Raw genomic sequence first — 22,702 nt, 5'->3', positions numbered from 1 at the left:
CCGTCATGCGTAATCTGCTTCTTGCATGTGTTGCAAGTGTTGCGCAGCCCTTGGCTGCGCAACACTTCAACGTGCGCAATGATTTCGGTGCGCACGAGCAGTCGGAGATAGGGTGGTCGTTGGAGCGGGCAGATACCGGGTTTGTGGTGTTCCAGTTCGCCTCGAACGGTGTTTCGATCAAGCTCAGGATAGGGCTGACACTCTTCGATACCGCTGGTGCGTTGCTGGGGGAACGCTCCTTCGGGAATGACAGTGCCAGCTACAACAACGGCTGGATGAACAGCAGCGACCGGACGCTCGGTGGTGGGTATGTGTTCTGCGGCGCGTTGGATAGCGCACAGGCCATTCATGATGTTGTATGGCGGTTTAGCGCTGCTCGCGACTCCCTATGGACCGCAAGGATTTACACGGACTCGGCCTGGCAATCAATTGGGTATGCCGCTCACGCGCTGAACGATGGTAGCATCCTGGCTGTCGGTGAGGTTGTCCCTCCCGGTCAACTCAGCCAGTTCTTTTTGGCCAAGCTCGATGCCGCTGGTAACGTGTTGTGGTCGCAGGAGTACGGCGGAGCAGCCCACGACCGTTGCCGCAACATTGCGGTAGCAGCCGATGGATCCATCTACTTGGGCGGTGAGACCTTCGGCTCGCCGGGCCCCGATCGGGACGACTACGTCATCAAAACCGATCCGCAAGGCAACGTGCTCTGGTCCGATGCGCGCGGATCCGCCAACGACGATGGCTCTGCGCAAGTCGCAGCCACACTGGACAACGGCGTGGTGTACGCGACCACCTACACGGAGTACATGCTGGGTGCATCGGAATACACGCGGCACTGCATCAGGCGGTTGGATGCCAACGGTCAGTTGCTATGGGACCGGAAGTACGGCCCCATCCGGTTCATCAATCAACTGGCAGGTATCAAAGCGCTTCCCGATAGCGGCTTCATCGCCTGTGGTACCATCATGGGCCTCAACTACCCCCACGGCACGCTCTTGCGCATAGCTGCCAACGGCGACAGCATTTGGCAGCGCGAGTACACGCACCCCAGCACCGATAGCCTCTTCATCGATTGGCACGAGCTGCGCGATGTGATACCGGCCGATGACGGCGGCTTCGTGGCTTGCGGGGTTGTGTTCGATGGCGAACAGGATCTTTGGGTGATCCGCGTGGACAGCTTCGGTTGCCTGGTGCCGGGTTGCCAGTTGTGGGACAACGTAGCGGAAATGGAAGAGCCCTTTCATGTGCTGCTCTACCCCAACCCTGTGAACGACCGGTTGTTCATCAGCTTCAGGGCCAAGGCAGCGCCAACGGGCCTGTTCAGCATCTTGGACAATAGCGGTGCAGTGGTACGCACCTTCGCTCCGCAAAGCAGCGCAATGGAAATTGACCTGGATGTGCGGGACCTTGCCAACGGCATGTACGTCCTGCTTTACCAGGACAAGGATTCAGCGTGGTCGTCGCGGTTCATCAAACAATAGAAAACCCATGCGCGGTCGCCTACTTCCCCTGCTTCACTTGGTTGCTGCATGGTGCATCGCCGTTGCAACCCATGCACAGGCCTATCGGCCGATGTTGGTTGACGGCGCAAGTTGGAACCTGTATCAGCACATCTTCGTCAGTCACGACTACAAACACTCGGTGATCGGCGATTCAACGGTGAACGGAACGACGTACAAAGTGTTGTCATACGGCGATTGGCCTTACGGCTTCAACACTTGGAACCAGTTGTGGAGAGAAGACACCGCCACGGCGCAAGTCTTTCAGCTCGTCAACGGAACCGAGTACCTGCTGTACGATTGGAGTGTGCAGGTCGGCGATACCATTTCCGTCTGGGGCTTGTCCCTTGCCGGTGGGCAGGACTATGAATTGTTGGTCTTGGACAGTGTTACCCAGGATGTACCGAACGGCGTTCTAACCAGTGTTGCCGGACCTCGCTTTCTGTACTTCCATGTCCCTGGTTCCCCCACAGTGATGGTCTGGTCCGAGGGTATTGGGTCTCTTGCGGGGCTGGAATGGCCCAGTACATGGTGGGACATCAACTACGACGTTTCCCTGACCCTCTGCCACGCCGACAGCAGCGGCGTCCGCAACCACGAGATACCCGTCTATCAAGCCGACGTGGATAGCTGCATCGGTATCGAGTGGACCTCGGTCGCGGAACGCGCAGGGCAAACGAGCTTTTCCTGCCACCCCAACCCTGTGCAATGCTCGGCTACCTTCACCGTCACCATCCACGAGCCACACAGTGCATCACTACCTCTGGAAATCCTGGATACCCGTGGCCTGGTCGTGCGGCAGTTTTTGGTCCAGTACGGTACGAACATCATCCAACTCTCTGGGTTGAATGCAGGGCTCTACCTTGTGCGCTTGGCCAATGCGTCCCCATGGCTCCAGAGTGCCAAGCTCATTGTGGAGTAACGGCACCATGCGCTACCACAGGCCATTGTGAAGGAGGTGTTCTGAGGCATCCTTTCCCCGGGGTCCGCGCGACTTTCCCACACCCCCTCACACCGTATTCCCGCAGCATCTACTTTCGCGGCCGCAATGAAGGGCCTCCCGAACACGCTGTTCCTCCGGAAAGTCTTGCTGAACGCGGTTTTCGCGATGGTTGGAGCCTTCGTCCCGGCCCTTTTGTGCGCCCAGGACCATGGGCACGACCACAGCGCCCCCGGCCACACCCACGACAGCGCCCAAGTAGCGGCGATCGCCATGGACAACGGCGCCGTGGCTGAGCACGCGGCGGAAGCAGCCCCAGCCGCGGACCACAAGGAGAAATTCAACGCCGGCAAGCTCATCATGGACCACATCGGCGATGAGCACGGCTGGCACCTGTGGGGCCATACCAGTTTGCCCCTGCCTGTGATCCTGTACAACAGCGAGCGTGGCTTCAGTGTGTTCAGCAGCAGCCGGTTCGACCATGGCCACAAGACCTACGGCGGCTATGCCCTGCACGAGGGCCATGTGGTGGCCGTGAACGACCCGGACGGCACCGATGCCCACCACGCCACGGTGAACGAAGAACTGACCAAGGCCACGTGGGACATCAGCATCACCAAGAACGTGATGAGCCTGTTCATCAGCCTGGCGGTGCTGCTCATCATCTTCATGAGCGTGGCAAAGGCCTACACGCGGCGCGCGGGCCAGGCGCCCACCGGTCTGCAGAACCTGGTGGAGCCCATCATCCTCTTCGTGCGCGACGATGTGGCCAAGAGCGCCATCGGCGAGAAGAAGTACGAGCGCTTCATGCCCTACTTGCTCACGGCCTTCTTCTTCATCTTCCTCAACAACCTCATGGGCCTGGTGCCCTTCTTCCCGGGCGGCGCCAACCTCACGGGCAACATCGCGGTTACGCTGGTGCTGGCGCTCATCACCTTCATCATCGTTTCAGTGAACGGCAACAAGCACTACTGGGGGCACATCGTGGCCATGCCGGGCGTGCCGGGCTGGGTGCTGGGCATCCTCACGCCGGTGGAGATCCTGGGCATGTTCCTGAAGCCCTTCGTGCTCATGATCCGATTGTTCGCCAACATCACGGCGGGCCACATCATCGCGCTGAGCTTCTTCAGCTTGATCTTCGTGTTCGGCGAGAACAGCGCCGGCGCGGGTTACGGCGTGTCCATCATGTCGCTCGCCTTCACCGTCTTCATGACCATGCTCGAACTGCTGGTCGCCTTCATCCAAGCTTACGTCTTCACCTTCCTCAGCGCCATGTACATCGGCTCTGCGGTGGAGGAGCCGCACCACCATTGAACCAGAACACTCCTTAAACACCACGATCACATGTTGCTCTCTGTTCTCCTCGACCTCGGCGTTGGCTACGGTATCGCCGCTCTTGGCGCTGGTCTCGCTGCCCTCGGTGCCGGTGTTGGCATCGGCCGTATCGGTGGCGACGCCGTGCAAGCCATGGCCCGCCAGCCGGAAGCCATGAACGATCTGCGCGCCAACATGATCCTCACCGCCGCTCTCGTTGAAGGTGCTGCCTTCTTCGCCATGGTGGTGGGCCTGCTCGTGGTGCTGAAGGAAATGCCGGTGACGCACTAAGGCTCGTCCGCATTTTCCCTCTCTTACCATTCACTGAACCCGCACGCCCATGCTGCTGAGCCTTGTAGAGCCGGCTTTCGGCCTCATCTTCTGGATGACACTGTCGTTCCTGGCAGTGCTGTTCATCCTGGCCAAGTTCGCCTGGAAGCCCATCCTCAAGGGGCTGAAGGACCGTGAGGCCTCCATTGCCGACGCGCTCAACGAAGCGAAGAAGGCCCGCGAGGAGAACGCCGCCATGATGGCGCGCAACGAGGATCTCATGCGCCAGGCGCGCGAGGAACGCGAAGTGCTGCTGAAGGAAGCGCGCGACATCCGCGATCGCGAGATCGCCGAGGCGAAGACCCGCGCCAAGGCCGAAGGCGATGCCCTGCTCGCCCGTGCCCGCGAGGACATCCGCAACGAAAAGATGGCCGCCATCACGGACATGAAGAACCAGGTGGCCGAGCTCAGCATCCAAGTGGCCGAGCGCATCCTGCGCGACAAGCTCGGTGATGCCGCCGCACAGAAGTCGCTCGTGGAGAAAGTGATGAACGAAGCCGACCTGCGCAAATCATGAACGTTGCACCCGTTGCCTACCGCTACGCCCGCTCGCTGATGCAGCTGAGCGTGGACCAAGGCAACCTGGCCGCCGCTGAGCAGGACATGCGCTTGCTGGCCGATACGTGCAAGGCCAATCCCGACCTGGTGCTGCTGCTGAAGAGCCCCGTGGTGAAGGCCGACACAAAAGCCGCCGTGCTGGCCAAGGTGTTCGCAGGCAATGTGGGCGAAGTGACGCACCGCTTCATGGGCATCATGGTGCGCAAAGGCCGCGAGTCCATGTTGCCGCAAGTGGCGCAGGCCTTCCTGGAGCTGTACCGCGAGCACCAGAACATCGTGCTAGCCGAGGTGCGCAGTGCCGCGCCCATCAACGACCACGTGCGCAAGCAAGTGGTGGAGCTGGCCGAGAAGAACCATCCCGGTAAATCCATCGTCCTCTCGGAGAAGGTGGATCCCGCGCTCATCGGCGGCATCATCGTGCGCGTCGGCGACGAGCAGTACGACGGCAGCGTGAGCCGCCGTCTCGGCGACCTTCGCCGCAAATTCTCCGAGAACCCTTATCGACCGGAACTCTAAGACCGCATTGCCATGGCAGAAGTGAAACCCGCCGAAGTGACGGCGATCCTCAAGCAAGAACTCGCCGGTTTCCGCACGGAGGCCGAGCTCGAAGAGGTCGGTAGCGTATTGCAGGTGGGTGATGGTATCGCCCGCATCTACGGCCTGAAGAGCGTGCAGAGCGGTGAGCTGGTCGAGTTCGCCAGCGGCCTGCAGGCCATCGTACTGAACCTCGAGGAGGACAACGTGGGTGCAGTGCTCCTGGGTCCCAGCGTGGGCATCAAGGAGGGCGACACCGTGAAGCGCACCAAGCGCATCGCCAGCATCAACGTGGGCGAAGGCATGGTGGGCCGCGTGGTGAACACCCTCGGTGAGCCGATCGATGGCAAAGGCCCCATCCAGGGCGAGACCTTCGAGATGCCGCTGGAGCGCAAAGCCCCCGGCGTCATTTACCGCCAGCCGGTGAAGGAGCCGCTCCAGACGGGCATCAAGGCCGTTGACGCCATGATCCCCATCGGCCGCGGCCAGCGCGAATTGATCATCGGCGACCGCCAGACGGGCAAGAGCACCGTAGCGATCGACACCATCATCAACCAGAAGGAGTTCTATGAGGCCGGTCAGCCGGTGTTCTGCATCTACGTGGCCGTGGGCCAGAAGGGCAGCACCGTGGCCGCCACGGTGAAGACACTGGAGGAGAACGGCGCCATGCCCTACACGGTGGTGGTGGCCGCTAACGCCAGCGATCCCGCACCGATGCAGTTCTACGCACCGTTCACCGGTGCTGCCATCGGCGAGTTCTTCCGCGACACCGGCCGTCCTGCACTGATCGTGTACGATGATCTCTCGAAGCAAGCTGTTGCTTATCGCGAAGTTTCGCTTCTGCTGCGCCGTCCTCCAGGACGTGAGGCTTACCCGGGTGACGTGTTTTACCTGCACAGCCGTCTGTTGGAGCGTGCCGCGAAGGTGACCGAGGACAACACCGTGGCCAGTCAAATGAACGACCTGCCCGCTTCGCTGAAAGGCAAAGTGAAAGGCGGTGGTTCGTTGACCGCTCTGCCGATCATCGAGACGCAGGCCGGTGACGTGTCCGCTTACATCCCCACGAACGTGATCTCCATCACCGACGGGCAGATCTTCTTGGAGAGCAACCTCTTCCTCAGCGGTGTGCGCCCTGCGATCAACGTGGGTATCAGCGTGAGCCGCGTAGGTGGTAACGCACAGATCAAGAGCATGAAGAAGGTGGCCGGTACGCTGAAGCTCGACCAGGCGCAGTACCGCGAACTGGAGGCCTTCAGCAAGTTCGGCAGCGACCTCGACGCCACCACCAAAGCCGTGCTCGACAAGGGAGCGCGCAACGTGGAGATCCTCAAGCAAGGGCAGAACAGCCCCATGCGCGTTGAGGAGCAGATCGCCATCATCTACTGCGGAACCAAGGGCCTGCTGAGCAAGATCCCGACGAAGAACGTGAAGCAGTTCGAGGCCGAGTTCATCACCATGCTGCGCAACAAGCACAGCGACGTGTTGGCCGGGCTGAAGAAGGGCGACTACAACGACCAGATCACCGGTACGCTCGAGAAAGTGGCCGCCGACCTGGTGAAGAGCTTGGACAACTGATGAACCCAAGTGGTGAGTAACGAGCGGTGAGTGGCGAGTGCTGCCCATCGCAGCACTCGCCACTCACCGCTCACCACTCGAAACTCTCGGCAATGGCCAATCTGAAGGAAGTCCGCAACCGGATCGTCTCGGTGAACAGCACCAAGCAGATTACGGCCGCCATGAAGATGGTGAGCGCCGCCAAGCTGCGCCGCGCCCAGGACGCCATCACGCGCATGCGGCCTTACGCGGAGAAGCTGCAGACCATCCTCAGCAATGTGAGCGCCAGCCTCGATGGTAGCGAGGGCAAGTACAGCACGAAGCGCGAGGTGAAGAACGTGCTCTTGGTCGCCATCGTCAGCAACCGTGGTCTGGCCGGGGCCTTCAACACCCAGGTGTTCCGCTCCATCCGTAAGCTGGTGGCCGAGCACGAAGCGCAAGGCCGCACCGTGCATGTGCTGCCGCTGGGCAAGAAGGCGATGGACAACTACCGCCGCACCAAACACTTCAGCGCCGACTTGCCCGCTGACGGAGCCAGCCTCTACGACGGCCTCAACTTCGACAAGGTGGCGCCCAAGGCCGAGCTCATCATGAAGCTCTTCGCCGACGGCGTGTACGACCAGGTGACGCTGGTGTACAACAAGTTCAAGAACGCAGCCGTGCAGGTGCTCAGCGAAGAGCAGTACCTGCCCATTCTCCCGATTATTTCGGGCGCGATCGAAAAGGGGCAGTCGAAGTCCGACCACATCATGGAACCCGATCGGGCCACCATCGTGGAGGAGATCATCCCCAAGAGCCTGAAGATCCAGCTGTACAAGGCGCTCTTGGACAGTCACGCCGCCGAGCACGGCGCGCGCATGACGGCCATGCACAAGGCCACCGACAACGCGGACAGCCTGCTGAAGGACCTGAAGCTGTCCTACAACAAGGCCCGCCAGGCCGCCATCACCGGCGAGATCCTGGAGATCGTCGGCGGTGCGGAGGCGCTGAAGGGCTGATCGCGGTCTTCGCAGACCTGCGCCTTCGATAGGCATCGTAGTTTTGGTCTTGCCCGTTCGGGTGAACCCATGAGCAAGACCCTCGCAAAACCCTCAACGGTCAAGGCCGGTCTCAACGGCCACGCCACCAACGGCACGGCGAAGAAGGCCGCTCGCGTGCCCGTGATGAAGACCTACAAGATCTTCATCGGCGGCAAGTTTCCGCGCACCGAGAGCGGCCGCTACTACCAGCCCAAGGGCGCCAACGGCGAAGTGTTGGCCAACGTCTGCCGCAGCAGCCGCAAGGACGTGCGCGATGCCGTCATCGCGGCGCGTGGCGCGCTCGGCGGATGGGCCGGCCGTAGTGCCTTCAACCGCAGCCAGATCCTCTATCGCATCGGCGAGATGCTCGAAGGGCGCCGCGCGCAGTTCGTGCACGAGATCATGCTCCACGGCGGTGCGAAGGAGCACGCCGAAGCGCGCGTCTCCGAAGCCATCGACCGCTGGCTCTACTACGCCGGTTGGTGCGACAAGTACCAGGCGGTCTTCAGCAGCGTTAACCCCACCAACACCTCGCACTTCAACTTCAGCGTTTACGAACCCACCGGTGTGGTGGGCATCATGGTGCCTGCGGGGAGTGCGTTGCTGGGACTCGTCAGCACCATCGCTCCCGTCATCGCGGGCGGCAACACCTGCGTGGTGGTCGCCAGCGAAAGCATGCCGCTACCTGCCGTCACCTTCACCGAAGTGCTCGCCACCAGCGACCTGCCCGGCGGCGTCGTCAACCTCATGACAGGCTTCCGCAGTGAGCTCCTCAAACCGCTCGTCGCGCACATGGACATCAACGCGGTCGTCGTCGCCGATGCCACCAAGGAGGAGCGCACGATGTTGGACACCGAAGCCACCTGCAACCTCAAGCGTATGGTCTATCCGAAAGTCACGGATTGGTCCAGTACTGAAGCGCAAGGCCCCTACTTCATCCTCGACACCCAAGAGGTGAAGACCACCTGGCACCCCATTGAGAAAGGGCAGGGTGGGGGTGGGGGATATTGAAATCGGGCCGAAATGAGAACGGCAATAGGTCTTGTCTTGGCAGTACTTCTTCTGCAATGCCGAAGTACGCCCTCGCAATCACAAGTAGTAGTGGACGCGAGTTGGGACTCATTGAGCTTTTCCATGGGTAGTCGAAACTTGGTTACAGGTTGGTACTTCGAAACGCTGGATACCATGGGAGTGCAGTTTGAGTGGGAAGGACAAACGGTCTTTGTCGATTCCATGCCCATCCTGACGGCAGGGAACATGGTTGAGCTGATGCTTGACGAGAACTCGAATAGCGTACCTCCTGCAACTCGTGAAGTGGTTTTGGTCAAACTCGACGAGGCTGGAGCACAGAGATGGAAGAGCGCAACAGGTCTTGCCATTAACTCGCGCTTGGCTGGTGTAGTTAGGGGGCGTTTGGTTTCGTTTCCCACAGTGGTCGCGCAGATTGACAGCAGGTATCTTTCGTACAGCCTAGGCGAAAAGGGGCGACATCGGAACGGAGGTATGTTGGAAGTGCTGAAAGCGGACAGCAGAGTTGTTAGCCCAGTGAAGTGAGGGGCGAGCGACAGGGTATGTCTTGGACGCTCACCCCAGGACCACCCACAGCACAACCGCCACGCCCAACAGGATAAACGCCAGCGTTCTCGGCCTCACCCGCCTTCGGGGTTTCTCAGGCTTCGTTTTGGGTATTCCCCGGAAGAACCTGTGGAAGATCAACCAAGGGTCGATAGCGCATCCTCTGGCTTGCTGATCGGCACGGGCACGCCCAGCATGGCGCACGCTCGGCGCACATCCGGTGTGCGCACTTGCAGCTTTGCGGTTGCACGGCGGATATAGAGGGACGCGTGCTCGTCGAGGATATGGACCGGTATTCCGGTGCTCTCCAGCTTGGCCTTGAGGACGACGCAGTCCTGCGCATTCCTGAAGGTGGCTATCGTGATCCAGGAGCTCATTCGACCTGAGCCGGAAGATATGCCGTGGCCGAGCCGCGGGGGACCAGCGCTTTTTTTAGCACTGTCGCTCCTTGATCAAACATTCAACCAAAAGGTTGAATAAATTTGCCCCCATGACTCCCCGCAACTACACCCGCACGCTCTCGCTGGGCCGCACGCCTCAAGAGGTCTTCGACGCCATTGGCAACGTCGCCGCTTGGTGGACCATCAACGTGGATGGCGGCACCCGCGCGGTAGGGGACGAGTTCACCGTCCAGTTCGGTGATGTCCATCTCACCAAACAGCACATCACCGAAGCAGAGCCTGCCAAGCGCATCGCATGGGTGGTTACCGAGAGCCACTTGCCTTGGCTCAAGGACGTGGAAGAATGGAAGGGCACCACCATCGTCTTCGACATCGTGGCCACTCCGAAAGGCTCGGATCTCACCTTCACCCACATCGGCCTCACACCTCAGGTCGAATGCTTCGAGCAATGCGAGAAGGGCTGGGACTACTTCATCGGCACCAGCCTCCTCCAGTTCATCACGGAGGGCATGGGCCTGCCGGACACCACGCAACGCTCACATATGGATACCATCGGCCATGTCCACCCCACGAACGCTTGACCGCACGCTGCTGGCACTGGCGGATCCCACGCGACGTGCCATCCTGCAACGCCTTTCCGCGGGCGAGGCACGCGTCACGGAAGTCGCCAAGCCGTTCAGCATGTCGTTGAACGCCGTCAGCAAGCACATCCTTGTGCTTGAACGCGCCAAGCTGGTGCAGCGCCGGAAAGAGGGCCGCGACCACTACCTCAGCTATCGCCCGGAGCCCTTGGACGCGGCTGCCCAATGGATCGAGAGCACGCGCACCTTCTGGTCCTCCCGTCTCGACACCTTGGAGAAGCTGCTCCGGGAAGAAGACAACAACCAACGCTGAACACAACACAACGCATCATGAGCAACCTCGGCACATACACCTCAACGGACACCGTCCGCTTCGAACGCATTCTTCCAGGTCCCATCGAACGCGTGTGGTCCTACCTCATCGAGCCGGAGAAGCGCGCCAAGTGGCTCGCCAGCGGCCCGCTGGAGCCGCGAGTAGGCGGTGCAGCACGTCTCACTTGGCTTCACAGCAACCTCGATGCGCAGCAGGAACCCGTGCCAGAAGAGTTCAAGCGCTACGAGAACGGCCACAGCATGGACGCAACGGTCACGCGGTGCGATCCGCCCCGTTTGCTTGGCTTCACCTGGGGCGCCGATCCAGCGCGCCTCTCCGAAGTGATCATTGAACTGAACGAACAGGGCAACGACATCCTCTTAGTGCTCACTCACGAGCGGCTGCCCAGCAAGAACGATCTCTTGGGGGTGTCCGGTGGTTGGCATACGCACTTGGATATTCTTGTTGCTCACCTGAACGGGAGCACGGCTCCGGGTTTCTGGAGCGCACACATCGAAGCACGCAAGAAGTACCAAGCACAGATCGGGACGGAGCAGCAGTCTTGAGGTCGGCACGGGTGACGACCGACGGTGGCCGGATGTGTTTGATATTGCCCAGGTCCGGTCCCGGCAAGGAACGGATGAGCGCGTCGCGTGCCTTGCATTTCCGGATGTTAGCGGCTCGATGAAGTTCCCGTTGATGGCACGCCGTAAGACTTGGTGGCTGTATTTGTTGCTCGTCATTGGTTGTGGCATTATTGTCACGGATCACTTACTCGTGCCGAATACCGAAGCTCTATCCATCCAAGCCTTGGACCTTTCCTACGAACGGTCGGGGGGGAAGCGGTGGCATACCCGCAGTGAGATCGTGAATGCCCATGTCCTGAGCCTATCGGACGGTAGTGCTTTGCAGGCAGCCACGGTGAACGACTGGATTGCTGTCGGGGACACGATCGAGCTGCAACGGACTGCGATGCTCAACGAGCCGCTGCGGTTCAGGAAGAAGCACTCACGGGTCCATGATTGGCAAGTGGTTGACAGCAATTTACCTGACCATCGGCCCTATCCGTACATCGTTTTCATTTGCGCCTTGCTGCTCTTGTTCCCATGGCCGGAGGGCCCATGGCGGTGGTCATTGACAGCCGCACTGGTCTTTGTGCTGTTCGGTTGGTTCATGACACTGATCGGCACCGGCGTGCTTGCGAGATTCTACCAGTGGTTCTGATGCGCTCGATCGCTCTACTACTGGTCGCTCTCCTTTCCATTGCTCTGCTTTGGATCAATTTCGCCATCCACCGCACGCCGGCCGTCGGCTCCACCGCGGAAGTCGAAGCACTTCAGGCCCAGCTCACCTATTTGGAGCCACGCATGCACGCGGGCCTGCCGAACGACATGCAGAAGCTCTTCCCCGAGGGCCGCGTTTTCGCGCAAGCGTTGTATGCCCTCAGCTGGTGCGGCCTTGCTGAGCGCAGGGCAGCGGATGACACTTTGCGCTTGCATGCCTTGCGGGAGGCGCGTTGGGCTTATGATGAATTGAACAGTGCTCATTCGCAGCGCCAGTTCCCCATCAGCACACCGTTGCCTTTGGGTGCCTTCTATGCGGGTTGGCGCAACCAGGTGCTCGCTGCGCTGGTGGCACTTGATCCGAGTGATACAGCGGTGGCCGTCGCGTTCGATCGCGAGAGTGCCACCATCGCTGCTGCTTTCGCCGGGTCAGCTTCCCCCTACCCGGAGAGCTACACCGGGCAAGCCTGGCCGGCCGATGGCGTGGTCGCGCTGCACTCACTGCGGCTCCATGAACGCCTGCGCGGTGCCGATCACAGTGCCGTCATCGATCGTTGGGTGCAGCTCGTGCGAACCCGTCGCGACGGCAGGAACATGATCCCGCACAAGTGGTCTTTGGTGCGCGATGAATTCCACCAATCCGGGCGCGGCAGTTCGCTTGCCCTGATGAACGTGTTCCTGCCGGATATCGACAGCACTTTGGCAGCGGAACAGTTCGATCGGTGGAAGTCGCTCTTCGTCATGGAGCGTTTTGGCGTCCCAGCAGCACGCGAGCATCCCATCGGCGATGCTTCCCCCGGCGACATCGACAGTGGACCGCTGATCCTGGGCTTCGGTCCTGCTTCAACGATCGTGGGGGCGCCGGCGTGCAAGCGCAACGGCGATGTCTTCCACGCCACCGAATGCACGCGCACGGTGCACGGTTTCGGCCTTGCCACATGCTTCAATGGCCAGCGTTACATCTTCGGCGCGCTGCCCATCGCCGATCTGTTCATCGCTTGGGGGCGTTCGATCCCGAGCGCCGCATTGGAAAGTCCACCGCCCGGCTACGGACGGTTCCACGCACTGAGCCTTTTGCTGGCCGCGCTCCTATGGTCGCCTTGGCTTCTGCGCTGGTGGCGCAGAAGGCGAACTTCCGGCTGATCAGCGCTGCACCACGAACTTCTGCACGGCGCCGCGGTTCCCGTTCTCCGTGCGGATCACATAGCAGCCCGGTGCCAGGTTGCGTACATCCACCAACGTGCGGCCGTTCAGTTGTCCGGTGTCAGCGGTGCGGCCTTGTGCATCCACGATCGTGTAGGTCCCGATCACCGTTGATCGGACCGTGAGGAACTCGCTCGCCGGGTTCGGGCCAACGCTCAGTTCCGCTACCGGTTGCGCATCGGCGAAGCCCACGGACGTGTCGAAATCGTAGATGAACACGGTCTGGTAGGCATTCACATTGTTGCCCTGGCGGTTGGCCACCAAGTAGAGGTAGTCGCCATTGTAGTGCATGCCCTGCGGACGTTGGTCGTTGTCGAAGGGTGTGTCCGGAAGGCCCACCCAGCCCAGGTCCTGGTCAGTGCCAAGTTGGTAGGCGTAGATGCGCTCCTGGTCGCCGTTCAGGTTGTCGGTAACGTAGAACAGAGTGTCGCCCTTCAGCGCGATGCCGTAGGGCTGTTCGCCCCAGAGCGGCACGGTATCAACTGGTGCTGGATCGCCGGGCACCCACTTGTATGCGTAGGCGAACGGATAGGTGTTGAAGTCGGGATAGTACATGGTGTACCAGATCGCGTTGCCATCGGCCTCCAGGTCGCCGATGCCCGACGAAGGACCGCCGATCACATCGGGGAACGTCCATGTATTGAGCAGCGCACCGGCGTTGGACACCTCGTACAGGTGGGCGCCGTTGGTGGTGTAGTCCTCCGCGATGAGGTAGGAGCCCGGTCGGCGCACGAAGCCGTGGTTGAAGTCGAGGCCTGTTGCCTGCTCGCTAAGGATCGTGCCACTGTGATCGCTGAAGCGGATATTGCCGGTGAAGTCGCTGCCGAGGAAGATGGTGTCGGCGGTGACATGGATGCCCCAAACCCCTGTGCCCTGGCCGGGATAGGGGATGCTGTCGAGGAGGACCTGTGCAGAGCTCGTGGCCGCAGCTAGAAGGAGCGGAGCGGCAAGAAGTCGTGTTGTGTGCATGGCTGATCGGTTTCCGGGGCCAAACTAGCGTCGTTGCGTGGTGCACACCTGTTGACAACTCCTATGTGTTATGCGGGGCGAGGTTTGGAGTGGATCCTACATTGGCACCACACTAAAACCCGAACTACCCATGCCAGCCGTAGAAGGTTACTGCGTGAAGTGCAAAGCGAAGCGCGAAATGAAGGACGCCAAGGAGAATACCATGGCGAACGGCCGCAAGGCCATGAAAGGCACGTGCGTCACTTGTGGCACGGGCATGTTCAAGATCCTGGGCACCGCCAAGAAGTAAGGCCGGTAGCCGCAATGGAGAAGGCCGCCTTCGGGCGGCCTTTCCTTTTTTCAGGCCTTGGAGCCCGACAATTCCTGCCAGAAGCCCTTCAGCTGCTTGCGGAAGAGCAGGAAGAGCAGGATGTACGGGATGGGGATCAGCCAGAGGATGCCGCTGTTGATGCTGCTTTCCTCTTCCTGCCCGGCCACGGCCTTGCACATGGCACAGCCCTGCGCGAGCAGCCCGGTAGCGAGCGGCAGCAGCATGAGCAGTGTGGCGAGGCGTTTCACACGGCGAAGGTAGGCTCAGTAGTACGGTGCCATCATCAGGTACACTACCACCCCCGTGATGGTGACATAGAGCCACAGCGGCAGCGTGACTTTCGCAATGCGACGGTGCTTGTCGAAGCGTTGTTGCAGGGCCCGGTTGAGGGTGATGAGCACCAGCGGCGTAATGACGGCCGCAAGCACGATGTGCGTGAGCAGGATGAAGAGGTAGATGCCGCGCACCGGACCGCCGTACTGCGCGCTCTCGAAGCTGCTGTGCTGGATCACGTACAGCACCAGGAACAATGCGCTCAGGGCCACGGCTGTCAGCATCAACTTCTTGTGCAGCGGCACCTGCTTGCGCCTGATGGCGCGCCATGCCACGATGAGGATCACGGTGGTGATAGCGTTCACCACGCCGTTGATCGCAGGCAATGTGCCGCGTGCGATACCGAGCGAGAACAGGTCGGGGCCCAAGTAGAGGAAGGCCACCACGCCGAGCAGCACGGCGCTCACAGCCCACACAAGCCAGTTGTTGTTGCGCGCTTGTTCCATGTGTTCACTGTCCGGCCTCCCGTTCGCGGCGGCGTTCTTCTCCCAGTAGCATCTTGGCGTCCACCACCAGCTCTTTCATCTTGGCGGGGTTCGTGCCGTCGTAGATCCCGCGGATCCGCCGTTGCTTGTCCAGCAGCACGAAGTTCTCGCTGTGCAGGAAGCCGCCCTCGGCCAGCACGTCTTCGCGAGCCGCCAGGAAGTATCCGTCGGCGCCTTGCGTGTAGATGGCGGTTTTGTCGCCCGTCACGAACTTCCAGCGGGCCGTATCTGCGCTGTACTCCTTGGCATAGGCCGCCAGCACTTCAGGGGTATCGTATTCCGGGTCCACGGTGTGGCTCAGGAACACGATGTCGCCGTAGCCGTCATCGGTCTTCAGTTGCATGTGCAGCAGTTCGCGCATGTGCGCGCTCATGCGCGGACAGATGGTGCCGCAGCGGCTGAAGAAGAAATCGACGATGAGGATCTTCCCCGCGAGTGTCTTCTCGGTGACCGGCTTACCATCAATGCCGGTGAAGGAGAAGGCGGGCACGGTGTGGTAGAGCGTGTCGCCGTTCAGCTGTGCCTCGCGTGGGCCGATGATGGGCAACGTGGTGAACTTGCTTTCACCCTTGCCCAGCACGATATAAATGATGGGCAGCGTAATGAAGATGCCTCCCAGCAGCAACCATTTGCGCAAGGGGGAGGAGGGCTTCATCGTACGTTCAGAGGAACCACTGCAGGGCGCGCTCGATGTAGTTGCTCTCGGTGAGCGCGATCCAGATGAGATAGAACACGAACAAGGCGTACGGCAACAGGATCATAGCGCGCACGTTGCGGCGCTCATCGCCCAAGTGCATGAAGGTCATCACGATGTAGGTGGCTTTCACCAGCGTAAGCACGATGAAGAGCGCTTTGATGACCGACCAGGATTCCGGGAAGAGGCCGCGCCAAGCTGCGCCCAAGTACACCTCCACGGCGGTTATCACCGCCATGATCAGCGTCACCATCCAGATCTTCTTGCGGATCTTCTTGCCTTGCTCCTCGCTGTGGTGTGCATCGAGGCTGTACTCGATGATGTCGTCGCGCTCCATGTCAGTGCCTTTTGCGTTGGATCAAACGAGGTAGAAGAAGGTGAACACGAACACCCACACCAGATCAACGAAGTGCCAGTACAGACCGGCTTTCTCCACGGTTTCGTAGTGGCCGCGGCGATGGAACACCCCGCGCAGCACCATGATGAGGACGATGATGTTGATGATGACACCGCTGAACACGTGGAACCCGTGGAAGCCGGTGATGAAGTAGAAGAAGTTGCCGTACTGGGCCGGGCCGTACTCGTTGTTCACCATGCCCGTGCTGCTCCAAGGGAACGGTGCGCCGGCCACATAATTGATCTGCTTCTTCCAGAGCGCCATAGCGGCTTCGCCACGGATCTCCTCGCCTTCGTGGTGCAGGTAAACGCCGTCCGCGCTGGCCTTCAGCAGATGGAAGCTCTCGTGCGCCGTCGGGTCGTGCGTGTCGTGCTCATCGTTGTGCACCCAGTACTTCTCGCCTTCCGCCGTGGTGATGTAACCACCGGCGCCGTGCTGGAAGTGGCTCCACTCCCAAGCCTGGCTGCCCACGAAACCGGCGCCGCCCAGGATGGTGAGGAACAACCAGAACACCACGTTCTTCTTGTCCATGCGGTGGCCAGCCTCCACGGCCAGTACCATCGTTACGGAGCTGAAGATGAGCAGGGCCGTCATGAAGGCCACGTACATCAGTGGGTAACTGCCGTGCAGGAAGGGCAGCGCGCGGAACACTTCCTCGCCCATGGGCCAGCGGTCGCCCAGCGGCAGCGAGTGGCGCACGAAGCCATAACCGATCAGCAAGCCCGTGAAGCTCAGGGCGTCGCTCACCAGGAAGAACCACATCATCAGCTTGCCGTAGCTGACACTGAAGGGGCTTCGTCCGCCGCCCCAGAGAACATCATTCGGGATCGCCTTGGTCGCTTCGCCTGACATGTGGTCCGATTTGCGGCGGCAATGTTAATGGTTCAACTGGAAGAAGAGCCAGAGGAATACCCACAGGCCACCGAGGAAATGCCAGTACACAGTGCCGCTCCAGTGCCCGACATGTTCCGTGGCCGAATAGCGGCCCATGAAGCCCTTCACCACCATCACCAGCAACCCGATGAGACCCAGCGCCAAATGCGCCCAGTGCACCACCGTCAGCATGTACATGTAGCTGCTTCCAGCGTTGAAACGCTCGGCAATATCGGCGTTCAGGATGGTCTCCCGGCCGGTATCGGTGCTCAGGTAATAGTTGCCGTTCTCCTTCACCAGGGGCACGTTCTTCTTCAGGAGTTCGTAGTCCACCCCGTATTCGCCCTTGATGTTGAGGATGCCTCCATCGCCCCTGAGCGTATTGCCCCGCTGGTAAAGGTCCTTGAAGCCTTGGTACTGGAACCCCGTGAAGGCCAGGCCCAGGGCCAGGGTGAGCGCGGTGAGCCCGGCGCCCATGTCGGCCTTTCCCTGTTTGGTGGCGTTGTAGGCCAATTGCAGCACGATGCTGCTGGCCACAATAGCGATGGTGCTGTAGAGGAAGGTCTGCGGCAAGCGAAGCCACACCCAGTAGCCGTCGCCCTTGCTCACCACGTAGGCGCTGGTGAGGCCGGCGAAGAGCATCACGATGGCGAAGCAGATGAGCTTCACGAGCAGCCGACGGGCCCCGTCGCGGACGGCCTTCTCGTCGGCGCCTTGGTCGGGAGTGGTCATATCCGGTCGAGCACGTAGGCCAACTGCACCACGGGCAGGTGGATGAAGCTGGCGAACATCAAGCGGCGGGCATCGGCCCTATCGTGGCTGCGGAAGAGTTTTACCGCGGGAACCACCATCAGCAGGCCCGCAAACGTGGCGGCCACCGCGCTCCACATGCCGCTAAAGCCGAAGGCCCAAGGAAGAACGCCCGTAGGCACCAGGAGCAGCGCGCTCCAGAGGATCCATGAGGCACTGCGGCCATCGCGGCCACCTGCGCTGGGCAGCAGTCGGAAGCCGGCCTTGGCATAGTCGTCGTCGAGCACCCAGGCAATGGCCCAGAAGTGCGGGAACTGCCACATGAACTGCACGAAGAACTGCAGGCCGGGGCCCAGCCCGAAGTGCCCTTGCGCCGCCACGTAGCCCAGCATCGGCGGAATGGCACCCGGCAGCGCGCCAACGAACACGGCCCATGGGCTCAGGCGCTTCATGGGCGTGTAGAGGGCAGCGTACATGAACAAGGCCAGCAGGCCAAGCACCCCGCAGAGCGGACCGAACTGCATCCACAGGAGAGCCACACCGGCGATGCCGGAAACCGCGGCCAATACAATGGCTTCGCGACTACTGAGCGTGCCGCGCACCAGTGGCCGCTCGTTCGTGCGGCTCATCAGGGCGTCCTGCCCCTGCTCAATGACCTGGTTCAACGCATTGCTGGCACCGGTAACGAGGAAGCCAGCAAGCGAAAGCCCAAGGATGGCCGGCCAAGAGAAGGCGCCCTCCGGCACCCCCATGAGGTAGCCTAATGCGGCGCTGAAGACCACAAGACTGGCCAATCGGAGCTTGAAGAGAGCCGCGACCTCACGCACCTTCACGACGAAGGGGACGGCGACGGAGGCTGTGGAGGGACGTTCCAAGGCGGCGCGAAAGTAGGGGCCGTCACCTTCCCGTGAATGCGCAGGTCGAATACCCGTTCGGAAGCAGGCTGCGGGGTGCGCAAGGCTATGTTCGGCCCATGGAAGCGAGCAGCTGGCTCATCCGCAACGCACATGTGGTCAATGAGGGCAGGTCTTTCCAGGCCGACGTGCTGGTGCGGGATGGTTTCATTGAACGTGTGGAGACGAAAGGCCTCGGTGAAGCCCGTGGTGCGAAGGAGTTTGATGCGCAAGGCAAGTACCTGCTGCCCGGCGCCATCGACGACCAAGTTCACTTCCGGGAACCGGGCCTAACGCACAAGGACGACATCGCTCATGGAAGCAAGGCGGCCGTGGCCGGTGGGATCACCAGCTTCATGGAGATGCCCAACACGCAGCCACAAACGCTCACCCAGGAATTGCTCCGGGACAAGTACATGCTGGGCGCCGCCAGTTCGGTGGCCAATTACAGCTTCTTCATGGGTGTGGGCAACAGCAACATCGATGAGGTGTTGCGCACCGATCCACGCACCGTTTGCGGATTGAAGGCCTTCCTTGGCAGCAGTACCGGCGACATGCTGGTTGACGACGAGCGCGCATTGGACAAGCTCTTCCGCGAGGCGCACATGATCCTGGCCGTGCATGCTGAGCACGAACCCACGGTGAAAGCCAATCTGACCAGGGCCTTAGCGAAGTACGGCGACAACATTCCGGTGGAAGAGCATCCGATCATTCGCGATGCGGACGCGTGTTACCGGAGCAGCAGTGCAGCGGTGGCGCGAGCAAAAGAGCATGGCACACGCCTGCACGTCCTGCACATCAGTACGGCCCGCGAACTTGACCTGTTCACGCCAGGACCGTTGGAGAGCAAGCGGATCACGGCCGAAGCCTGCATCCATCACCTCTGGTTCGATGAGCATGCCTATGCCGCCAAAGGCGCACTGGTGAAGTGGAACCCCGCCATCAAGACCGGTGCGGATCGCGCTGCCATCCGCCAAGCGGTGCTCGATGACCGAATTGATGTGATCGCGACGGACCACGCCCCGCATACGATGGATGAGAAGGGACTGCCGTATGCCAAATGCCCGAGCGGTGCGCCGATGGTGCAGCATGCGCTGGTGGCCATGCTTGAACTCGTGCGCCAAGGAGCCATCTCGTTGGAGCGCGTCGTGGAGAAAATGTGCCACGCACCTGCACGTTTGTTCGACATTGATCGACGTGGTCATGTGCGCGAAGGTTACCGCGCCGACCTGGTGCTGGTGGACCTCAACTCACCGTGGCAGGTCGCAAAGGAGAACCTGCTGTACAAGTGCGGTTGGAGCCCGCTCGAAGGACAGCGATTCAGCAGCCGGGTGATGAGCACATGGGTGAACGGCCAGCGGGTTTGGGACGGCCGCCATGTGGATGCGGCAGTGCGTGGCGAACGATTGCTCTTCAACCGATGAGGAGCGGGTCCGTCATCCTCTTTCTGATCAGCCTCCTCGGTTGCATGGGCCCGGAACAGCAGCCACCGGCGGATCTGATCCCGCGCGACAGATTCGTTCAAGTGCTTGCCGACGTGCACGCAATCGAGGCGCGCATCAGCCACGAGATGGTGGTGGACCAGCGCACCGACAGCCCTGCACAACGCTACTACGATGAGATGTATGCCGAGCGTGGCATCACCAAGGAGCAGTACACAAAGACGTACACCTGGTACACCGAACACCCCGAGGTGATGAAGGCGTTGTACGACGAGGTGCTGCAGGAACTGGGCAAGCGGAAGGAAACGGCCAATAGCTAGGCCGCCGCCCTGTACATCATCCTCACTTCGTCCAGCAGTGCGTAAAGCGCTTCGGGGTCGTTCGTGGTGCAAAGCCGTAAGCGCATTTGCTTGAAGTCGGGCAGGCCCTTGAAATAGTTGCTGTAGTGGCGGCGCATCTCCACCACGCCCTCATAGGTGCCTTTCCAAGCGATGCTGCGTTCCAGGTGTTCGCGTGCGGCATCCACGCGATCATCAAGCGTCGGGGGCGCTGGGTGGGTTCCGGTGCGCAGGAAGTGCTTGATGTCGTTGAAGATCCACGGATGGCCGATGCTGGCACGACCGATCATCACGCCATCCACGCCATAGCGACCGCGGTATTCCAATGCCTTCTCCGGGCTATCAATATCGCCGTTGCCGAAGATGGGGATGTGCATCCGCGGGTTGTTCTTCACCTCGCCGATCAGCGTCCAATCTGCCGGGCCCTTGTAGAGCTGCGCGCGCGTGCGGCCGTGGATGCTCAGCGCCTGGATGCCAACATCTTGCAGCCGCTCGGCCACCTCGATGATGTTCTTGGTCCGGTCGTCCCAACCGAGACGTGTCTTCACCGTCACGGGCAGCTTCACGGCCTTCACCACCTTCTCGGTGAGGCGCACCATCTTGTCCACATCGAGCAGCAGGCACGCGCCCGCACCCTTGCTCACCACCTTGTGCACCGGACAGCCGTAGTTGATGTCGATGAGATCAGGTTGAACTTCTTCTGCAATGCGCGCGGCCTCCTCCATCGCGTCCTCGCTGCCACCGAAGAGCTGGATGCCGATGGGTCGTTCCTCCGGGAAGATGTCGAGCTTCTTCAGGCCTTTGGCCGCCTTGCGGATCAGTCCTTCGCTGCTGATGAACTCGGTGTACATCAGGTCGGCGCCGTGGCGCTTGCACAGCGCGCGGAACGGCGGATCGCTCACATCCTCCATGGGAGCAAGGAGGAGCGGGAATTCCGGCAGTTGCAGTGGCCCGATGTGCGGCATGTGTTCCATCCCGCCGTTGCGGGCCGCGAAAGTAGGGCGGTGCAGGAGGTTGCTGGGCCGTGCGGCATTGCCGGGCCTACCTTTCGCCTCCACGCCCAGGTGGTGAAATGGTAGACACGAGGGACTTAAAATCCCTTGGTCCGTAAGGGCTGTGCGGGTTCAAGTCCCGCCCTGGGCACCCGATATTGACCTTCTCCCTGGGTGAGTTCAAGTTACCGTCCCAGGCACCAACACCGAACGCCATGTTCTTCAAGCGCGTCCTCTACTACCTCAACCCCTCAACGCTGTTCGGCAAGGGCAACGACAATGTGAACCTGCGCTTCATGCACGGCATCAATCGCATCAGCATCTTCCTCTTTCTGTTCTGCCTGGGGCTGATGATCTGGCGGGCTTGCGCCCGGTGATTGGTTCAGTTGTTCCACACCCGCCACGCGGCCTCCGCTTGTGCATGCAGCATGGGCAGGCCGTTGCAAGTGCGCGCGCCATGGTCGCGCCCGTGCCGCATGAAGGTCGTCACCTCCGGATTGTACACCAGGTCAACCAGCAGGTGGCGAGGTGTGAGCTGGTCGTAGGGCAGTTGCGGCGCTTCGTCCACGAGCGGGTGTTGGCCCAGCGGCGTGGTGTTGATGATGAGCGGGCTCACTTTAATCACGGTCGCATCCACCATGTCGAAGGTGAGGTCGCCGCGATCGCGGGTGCGGCTCACGAGGCGGAACTTGATGTTCAGTTCCTTGAGCACGTACGCAACAGCGCGACTTGCGCCGCCCGTGCCAAGCACGAGTGCGCGCGGGCGTTCGGTGCCGAGCAATGGCAGCAGCATCCGGCGGAAGCCTTCCGCATCGGTGTTGTGGCCGATGAGCTTGCCGCCGTTGATGTGCACCGTGTTCACTGCGCCAATGCTGCGGGCAGTGGGTGCCAGTTCATCGAGCAGCGGCATAACGCTCTGCTTGTGCGGTACGGTCACGTTCAGTCCGCGCAGGCCCTCTTGTGCGGCTACCAGAGCACGTAACCCGCCGACATCGGGCACATCGAAAAGGTCGTAGCGCGCGTTGATGTTCTCGCGCTGGAATTTGTCCGTGAAGTACCGCTGGCTGAAGCTGTGCGATACCGGATGTCCGATGAGCCCGTAGCGTTCCACGCGGCCTTCAACGC

The 22,702-nt window shown here is 61.1% G+C and carries 30 protein-coding genes and 1 tRNA gene; 20 read left to right on the top strand and 11 right to left on the bottom strand.

Annotated features, from left to right (window positions below; translation table 11 throughout):
• Positions 1 to 5: 5 nt before the first annotated feature.
• The 10 genes from IPJ76_05975 (at position 6) to IPJ76_05930 (ending at position 9,299) form a co-directional block, all read left to right on the top strand.
• Positions 6 to 1,478 (top strand): T9SS type A sorting domain-containing protein, encoded by a 1,473-nt coding sequence (locus IPJ76_05975; GenBank protein QQR87768.1) that lies wholly within the window; start codon positions 6 to 8, stop codon positions 1,476 to 1,478.
• A gap of 7 nt (positions 1,479 to 1,485) precedes the next feature.
• A complete protein-coding gene (locus tag IPJ76_05970; GenBank protein ID QQR87767.1) occupies positions 1,486 to 2,418 on the top strand; it encodes a T9SS type A sorting domain-containing protein in 933 nt (310 codons plus the stop codon).
• A gap of 186 nt (positions 2,419 to 2,604) precedes the next feature.
• On the top strand, positions 2,605 to 3,750 hold the full coding sequence (gene atpB / locus IPJ76_05965) for a F0F1 ATP synthase subunit A (GenBank protein QQR88407.1): 1,146 nt from the start codon (positions 2,605 to 2,607) through the stop codon (positions 3,748 to 3,750).
• 30 nt (positions 3,751 to 3,780) lie between these two features.
• Positions 3,781 to 4,041, top strand: a complete 261-nt coding sequence (gene atpE, locus IPJ76_05960) for an ATP synthase F0 subunit C (GenBank protein ID QQR87766.1) — start codon at positions 3,781 to 3,783, stop codon at positions 4,039 to 4,041.
• 55 nt (positions 4,042 to 4,096) lie between these two features.
• Positions 4,097 to 4,597, top strand: a complete 501-nt coding sequence (gene atpF, locus IPJ76_05955) for a F0F1 ATP synthase subunit B (GenBank protein ID QQR88406.1) — start codon at positions 4,097 to 4,099, stop codon at positions 4,595 to 4,597.
• Positions 4,594 to 5,154: an ATP synthase F1 subunit delta gene (atpH, locus tag IPJ76_05950; GenBank protein QQR87765.1), complete on the top strand. Its 561-nt coding sequence runs from the start codon at positions 4,594 to 4,596 to the stop codon at positions 5,152 to 5,154. The genes atpF and atpH overlap by 4 nt, the downstream gene beginning before the upstream one ends.
• 12 nt (positions 5,155 to 5,166) lie before the next feature.
• Positions 5,167 to 6,747: a F0F1 ATP synthase subunit alpha gene (locus tag IPJ76_05945; GenBank protein QQR87764.1), complete on the top strand. Its 1,581-nt coding sequence runs from the start codon at positions 5,167 to 5,169 to the stop codon at positions 6,745 to 6,747.
• 92 nt (positions 6,748 to 6,839) lie between these two features.
• Positions 6,840 to 7,724 carry an ATP synthase F1 subunit gamma gene (gene atpG / locus IPJ76_05940; protein ID QQR87763.1) on the top strand — a complete coding sequence of 295 codons (885 nt, stop codon included), beginning with the start codon at positions 6,840 to 6,842 and terminating at the stop codon, positions 7,722 to 7,724.
• A gap of 69 nt (positions 7,725 to 7,793) precedes the next feature.
• The gene (locus IPJ76_05935) at positions 7,794 to 8,756 is read left to right on the top strand and encodes an aldehyde dehydrogenase family protein (protein QQR87762.1); all 963 of its coding nucleotides are present in this window, start codon (positions 7,794 to 7,796) and stop codon (positions 8,754 to 8,756) included.
• 123 nt (positions 8,757 to 8,879) lie between these two features.
• Complete coding sequence (locus IPJ76_05930) at positions 8,880 to 9,299, top strand: hypothetical protein (GenBank protein QQR87761.1); 420 nt, start codon at positions 8,880 to 8,882, stop codon at positions 9,297 to 9,299.
• Positions 9,300 to 9,457: 158 nt separating this feature from the next.
• Here IPJ76_05930 and IPJ76_05925 read toward each other — a convergent pair whose 3' ends face one another.
• Positions 9,458 to 9,697 (bottom strand): hypothetical protein, encoded by a 240-nt coding sequence (locus tag IPJ76_05925; GenBank protein QQR87760.1) that lies wholly within the window; start codon positions 9,695 to 9,697, stop codon positions 9,458 to 9,460.
• Between the two features lie 113 nt (positions 9,698 to 9,810).
• Between IPJ76_05925 and IPJ76_05920 the strand changes: the two genes are divergently transcribed.
• The 5 genes from IPJ76_05920 (at position 9,811) to IPJ76_05900 (ending at position 13,041) form a co-directional block, all read left to right on the top strand.
• The gene (locus IPJ76_05920) at positions 9,811 to 10,302 is read left to right on the top strand and encodes an SRPBCC domain-containing protein (GenBank protein ID QQR87759.1); all 492 of its coding nucleotides are present in this window, start codon (positions 9,811 to 9,813) and stop codon (positions 10,300 to 10,302) included.
• Positions 10,280 to 10,615, top strand: a complete 336-nt coding sequence (locus tag IPJ76_05915) for a winged helix-turn-helix transcriptional regulator (GenBank protein ID QQR87758.1) — start codon at positions 10,280 to 10,282, stop codon at positions 10,613 to 10,615. Before IPJ76_05920 ends, IPJ76_05915 begins: the two co-directional genes overlap by 23 nt.
• A gap of 17 nt (positions 10,616 to 10,632) precedes the next feature.
• Positions 10,633 to 11,181 carry an SRPBCC family protein gene (locus IPJ76_05910; protein QQR87757.1) on the top strand — a complete coding sequence of 183 codons (549 nt, stop codon included), beginning with the start codon at positions 10,633 to 10,635 and terminating at the stop codon, positions 11,179 to 11,181.
• 133 nt (positions 11,182 to 11,314) lie between these two features.
• Positions 11,315 to 11,839, top strand: a complete 525-nt coding sequence (locus IPJ76_05905; GenBank protein ID QQR87756.1) for a hypothetical protein — start codon at positions 11,315 to 11,317, stop codon at positions 11,837 to 11,839.
• Positions 11,839 to 13,041: a hypothetical protein gene (locus IPJ76_05900; GenBank protein ID QQR87755.1), complete on the top strand. Its 1,203-nt coding sequence runs from the start codon at positions 11,839 to 11,841 to the stop codon at positions 13,039 to 13,041. Before IPJ76_05905 ends, IPJ76_05900 begins: the two co-directional genes overlap by 1 nt.
• Here the strand turns inward: IPJ76_05900 and IPJ76_05895 are convergent, their stop codons facing one another.
• Positions 13,042 to 14,070, bottom strand: coding sequence for a T9SS type A sorting domain-containing protein (locus IPJ76_05895; protein ID QQR87754.1), 1,029 nt, complete (start codon positions 14,068 to 14,070; stop codon positions 13,042 to 13,044). It lies immediately after the preceding gene.
• 130 nt (positions 14,071 to 14,200) lie between these two features.
• Between IPJ76_05895 and IPJ76_05890 the strand changes: the two genes are divergently transcribed.
• Complete coding sequence (locus IPJ76_05890; protein ID QQR87753.1) at positions 14,201 to 14,359, top strand: hypothetical protein; 159 nt, start codon at positions 14,201 to 14,203, stop codon at positions 14,357 to 14,359.
• Positions 14,360 to 14,409: 50 nt separating this feature from the next.
• On the opposite strand, the gene IPJ76_05885 is transcribed toward IPJ76_05890, so the two are convergent.
• Genes IPJ76_05885 through cyoE form a run of 7 tightly spaced genes read right to left on the bottom strand, consistent with a single transcriptional unit; the run spans position 14,410 to position 18,787 of the window.
• Positions 14,410 to 14,604 carry a hypothetical protein gene (locus IPJ76_05885; protein ID QQR88405.1) on the bottom strand — a complete coding sequence of 65 codons (195 nt, stop codon included), beginning with the start codon at positions 14,602 to 14,604 and terminating at the stop codon, positions 14,410 to 14,412.
• Positions 14,605 to 14,643: 39 nt separating this feature from the next.
• Positions 14,644 to 15,159: a DUF420 domain-containing protein gene (locus IPJ76_05880; GenBank protein ID QQR87752.1), complete on the bottom strand. Its 516-nt coding sequence runs from the start codon at positions 15,157 to 15,159 to the stop codon at positions 14,644 to 14,646.
• Between the two features lie 4 nt (positions 15,160 to 15,163).
• Complete coding sequence (locus IPJ76_05875; GenBank protein ID QQR87751.1) at positions 15,164 to 15,853, bottom strand: SCO family protein; 690 nt, start codon at positions 15,851 to 15,853, stop codon at positions 15,164 to 15,166.
• Between the two features lie 7 nt (positions 15,854 to 15,860).
• On the bottom strand, positions 15,861 to 16,229 hold the full coding sequence (locus tag IPJ76_05870) for a cytochrome C oxidase subunit IV family protein (protein ID QQR87750.1): 369 nt from the start codon (positions 16,227 to 16,229) through the stop codon (positions 15,861 to 15,863).
• A 21-nt stretch (positions 16,230 to 16,250) separates the two neighbouring features.
• Positions 16,251 to 17,141: a cytochrome c oxidase subunit 3 gene (locus IPJ76_05865; protein QQR87749.1), complete on the bottom strand. Its 891-nt coding sequence runs from the start codon at positions 17,139 to 17,141 to the stop codon at positions 16,251 to 16,253.
• Between the two features lie 24 nt (positions 17,142 to 17,165).
• Entirely contained in the window at positions 17,166 to 17,894 is a 729-nt protein-coding gene (locus IPJ76_05860) for a hypothetical protein (protein ID QQR87748.1), read from the bottom strand.
• Positions 17,891 to 18,787 carry a protoheme IX farnesyltransferase gene (gene cyoE, locus IPJ76_05855; protein QQR87747.1) on the bottom strand — a complete coding sequence of 299 codons (897 nt, stop codon included), beginning with the start codon at positions 18,785 to 18,787 and terminating at the stop codon, positions 17,891 to 17,893. Before cyoE ends, IPJ76_05860 begins: the two co-directional genes overlap by 4 nt.
• Before the next feature lie 98 nt (positions 18,788 to 18,885).
• Here cyoE and IPJ76_05850 point away from each other — a divergent pair, with 98 nt between their 5' ends.
• Both IPJ76_05850 and IPJ76_05845 read left to right on the top strand, forming a co-directional pair.
• Complete coding sequence (locus tag IPJ76_05850; protein QQR87746.1) at positions 18,886 to 20,229, top strand: dihydroorotase; 1,344 nt, start codon at positions 18,886 to 18,888, stop codon at positions 20,227 to 20,229.
• Positions 20,226 to 20,567, top strand: a complete 342-nt coding sequence (locus tag IPJ76_05845) for a DUF4296 domain-containing protein (protein QQR87745.1) — start codon at positions 20,226 to 20,228, stop codon at positions 20,565 to 20,567. The genes IPJ76_05850 and IPJ76_05845 overlap by 4 nt, the downstream gene beginning before the upstream one ends.
• Here IPJ76_05845 and dusB read toward each other — a convergent pair.
• Positions 20,564 to 21,550: a tRNA dihydrouridine synthase DusB gene (dusB, locus tag IPJ76_05840; GenBank protein ID QQR88404.1), complete on the bottom strand. Its 987-nt coding sequence runs from the start codon at positions 21,548 to 21,550 to the stop codon at positions 20,564 to 20,566. The two genes, IPJ76_05845 and dusB, sit on opposite strands and share 4 nt — an antisense overlap.
• Before the next feature lie 93 nt (positions 21,551 to 21,643).
• Between dusB and IPJ76_05835 the strand changes: the two genes are divergently transcribed.
• Positions 21,644 to 21,728: transfer RNA gene (locus IPJ76_05835), tRNA-Leu, on the top strand.
• Between the two features lie 64 nt (positions 21,729 to 21,792).
• Positions 21,793 to 21,954, top strand: a complete 162-nt coding sequence (locus IPJ76_05830) for a hypothetical protein (GenBank protein QQR87744.1) — start codon at positions 21,793 to 21,795, stop codon at positions 21,952 to 21,954.
• Between the two features lie 5 nt (positions 21,955 to 21,959).
• On the opposite strand, the gene IPJ76_05825 is transcribed toward IPJ76_05830, so the two are convergent.
• Positions 21,960 to 22,688, bottom strand: coding sequence for a shikimate dehydrogenase (locus tag IPJ76_05825; GenBank protein QQR88403.1), 729 nt, complete (start codon positions 22,686 to 22,688; stop codon positions 21,960 to 21,962).
• Positions 22,689 to 22,702 lie beyond the last annotated feature (14 nt).

This window comes from Flavobacteriales bacterium (assembly GCA_016699575.1).
GTDB lineage: Bacteria > Bacteroidota > Bacteroidia > Flavobacteriales_F > PHOS-HE28 > PHOS-HE28.
The sequence above is the reverse complement of the archived record's forward strand: the minus strand, read 5'-3'. Positions and strand labels throughout refer to the sequence as shown.

Coding starts and splice junctions, on each gene's coding strand:
- IPJ76_05970 (QQR87767.1), top strand. CDS start 1,486: ATGCGCGGTCGCCTACTTCCCCTGCTTCACTTGGTTGCTGCATGGTGC.
- IPJ76_05920 (QQR87759.1), top strand. CDS start 9,811: ATGACTCCCCGCAACTACACCCGCACGCTCTCGCTGGGCCGCACGCCT.
- atpH (QQR87765.1), top strand. CDS start 4,594: ATGAACGTTGCACCCGTTGCCTACCGCTACGCCCGCTCGCTGATGCAG.
- atpE (QQR87766.1), top strand. CDS start 3,781: ATGTTGCTCTCTGTTCTCCTCGACCTCGGCGTTGGCTACGGTATCGCC.
- IPJ76_05880 (QQR87752.1), bottom strand. CDS start 15,159: ATGGAACAAGCGCGCAACAACAACTGGCTTGTGTGGGCTGTGAGCGCC.
- IPJ76_05885 (QQR88405.1), bottom strand. CDS start 14,604: ATGCTGCTGCCGCTCGCTACCGGGCTGCTCGCGCAGGGCTGTGCCATG.
- atpG (QQR87763.1), top strand. CDS start 6,840: ATGGCCAATCTGAAGGAAGTCCGCAACCGGATCGTCTCGGTGAACAGC.
- IPJ76_05860 (QQR87748.1), bottom strand. CDS start 17,894: ATGACCACTCCCGACCAAGGCGCCGACGAGAAGGCCGTCCGCGACGGG.
- IPJ76_05845 (QQR87745.1), top strand. CDS start 20,226: ATGAGGAGCGGGTCCGTCATCCTCTTTCTGATCAGCCTCCTCGGTTGC.
- IPJ76_05905 (QQR87756.1), top strand. CDS start 11,315: ATGGCACGCCGTAAGACTTGGTGGCTGTATTTGTTGCTCGTCATTGGT.
- dusB (QQR88404.1), bottom strand. CDS start 21,550: ATGCCGCACATCGGGCCACTGCAACTGCCGGAATTCCCGCTCCTCCTT.
- IPJ76_05890 (QQR87753.1), top strand. CDS start 14,201: ATGCCAGCCGTAGAAGGTTACTGCGTGAAGTGCAAAGCGAAGCGCGAA.
- IPJ76_05830 (QQR87744.1), top strand. CDS start 21,793: ATGTTCTTCAAGCGCGTCCTCTACTACCTCAACCCCTCAACGCTGTTC.
- IPJ76_05875 (QQR87751.1), bottom strand. CDS start 15,853: ATGAAGCCCTCCTCCCCCTTGCGCAAATGGTTGCTGCTGGGAGGCATC.
- atpB (QQR88407.1), top strand. CDS start 2,605: ATGGTTGGAGCCTTCGTCCCGGCCCTTTTGTGCGCCCAGGACCATGGG.
- IPJ76_05915 (QQR87758.1), top strand. CDS start 10,280: ATGTCCACCCCACGAACGCTTGACCGCACGCTGCTGGCACTGGCGGAT.
- IPJ76_05930 (QQR87761.1), top strand. CDS start 8,880: ATGGGTAGTCGAAACTTGGTTACAGGTTGGTACTTCGAAACGCTGGAT.
- IPJ76_05975 (QQR87768.1), top strand. CDS start 6: ATGCGTAATCTGCTTCTTGCATGTGTTGCAAGTGTTGCGCAGCCCTTG.
- IPJ76_05850 (QQR87746.1), top strand. CDS start 18,886: ATGGAAGCGAGCAGCTGGCTCATCCGCAACGCACATGTGGTCAATGAG.
- IPJ76_05870 (QQR87750.1), bottom strand. CDS start 16,229: ATGGAGCGCGACGACATCATCGAGTACAGCCTCGATGCACACCACAGC.
- IPJ76_05925 (QQR87760.1), bottom strand. CDS start 9,697: ATGAGCTCCTGGATCACGATAGCCACCTTCAGGAATGCGCAGGACTGC.
- IPJ76_05900 (QQR87755.1), top strand. CDS start 11,839: ATGCGCTCGATCGCTCTACTACTGGTCGCTCTCCTTTCCATTGCTCTG.
- IPJ76_05935 (QQR87762.1), top strand. CDS start 7,794: ATGAGCAAGACCCTCGCAAAACCCTCAACGGTCAAGGCCGGTCTCAAC.
- IPJ76_05895 (QQR87754.1), bottom strand. CDS start 14,070: ATGCACACAACACGACTTCTTGCCGCTCCGCTCCTTCTAGCTGCGGCC.
- IPJ76_05945 (QQR87764.1), top strand. CDS start 5,167: ATGGCAGAAGTGAAACCCGCCGAAGTGACGGCGATCCTCAAGCAAGAA.
- IPJ76_05865 (QQR87749.1), bottom strand. CDS start 17,141: ATGTCAGGCGAAGCGACCAAGGCGATCCCGAATGATGTTCTCTGGGGC.
- IPJ76_05910 (QQR87757.1), top strand. CDS start 10,633: ATGAGCAACCTCGGCACATACACCTCAACGGACACCGTCCGCTTCGAA.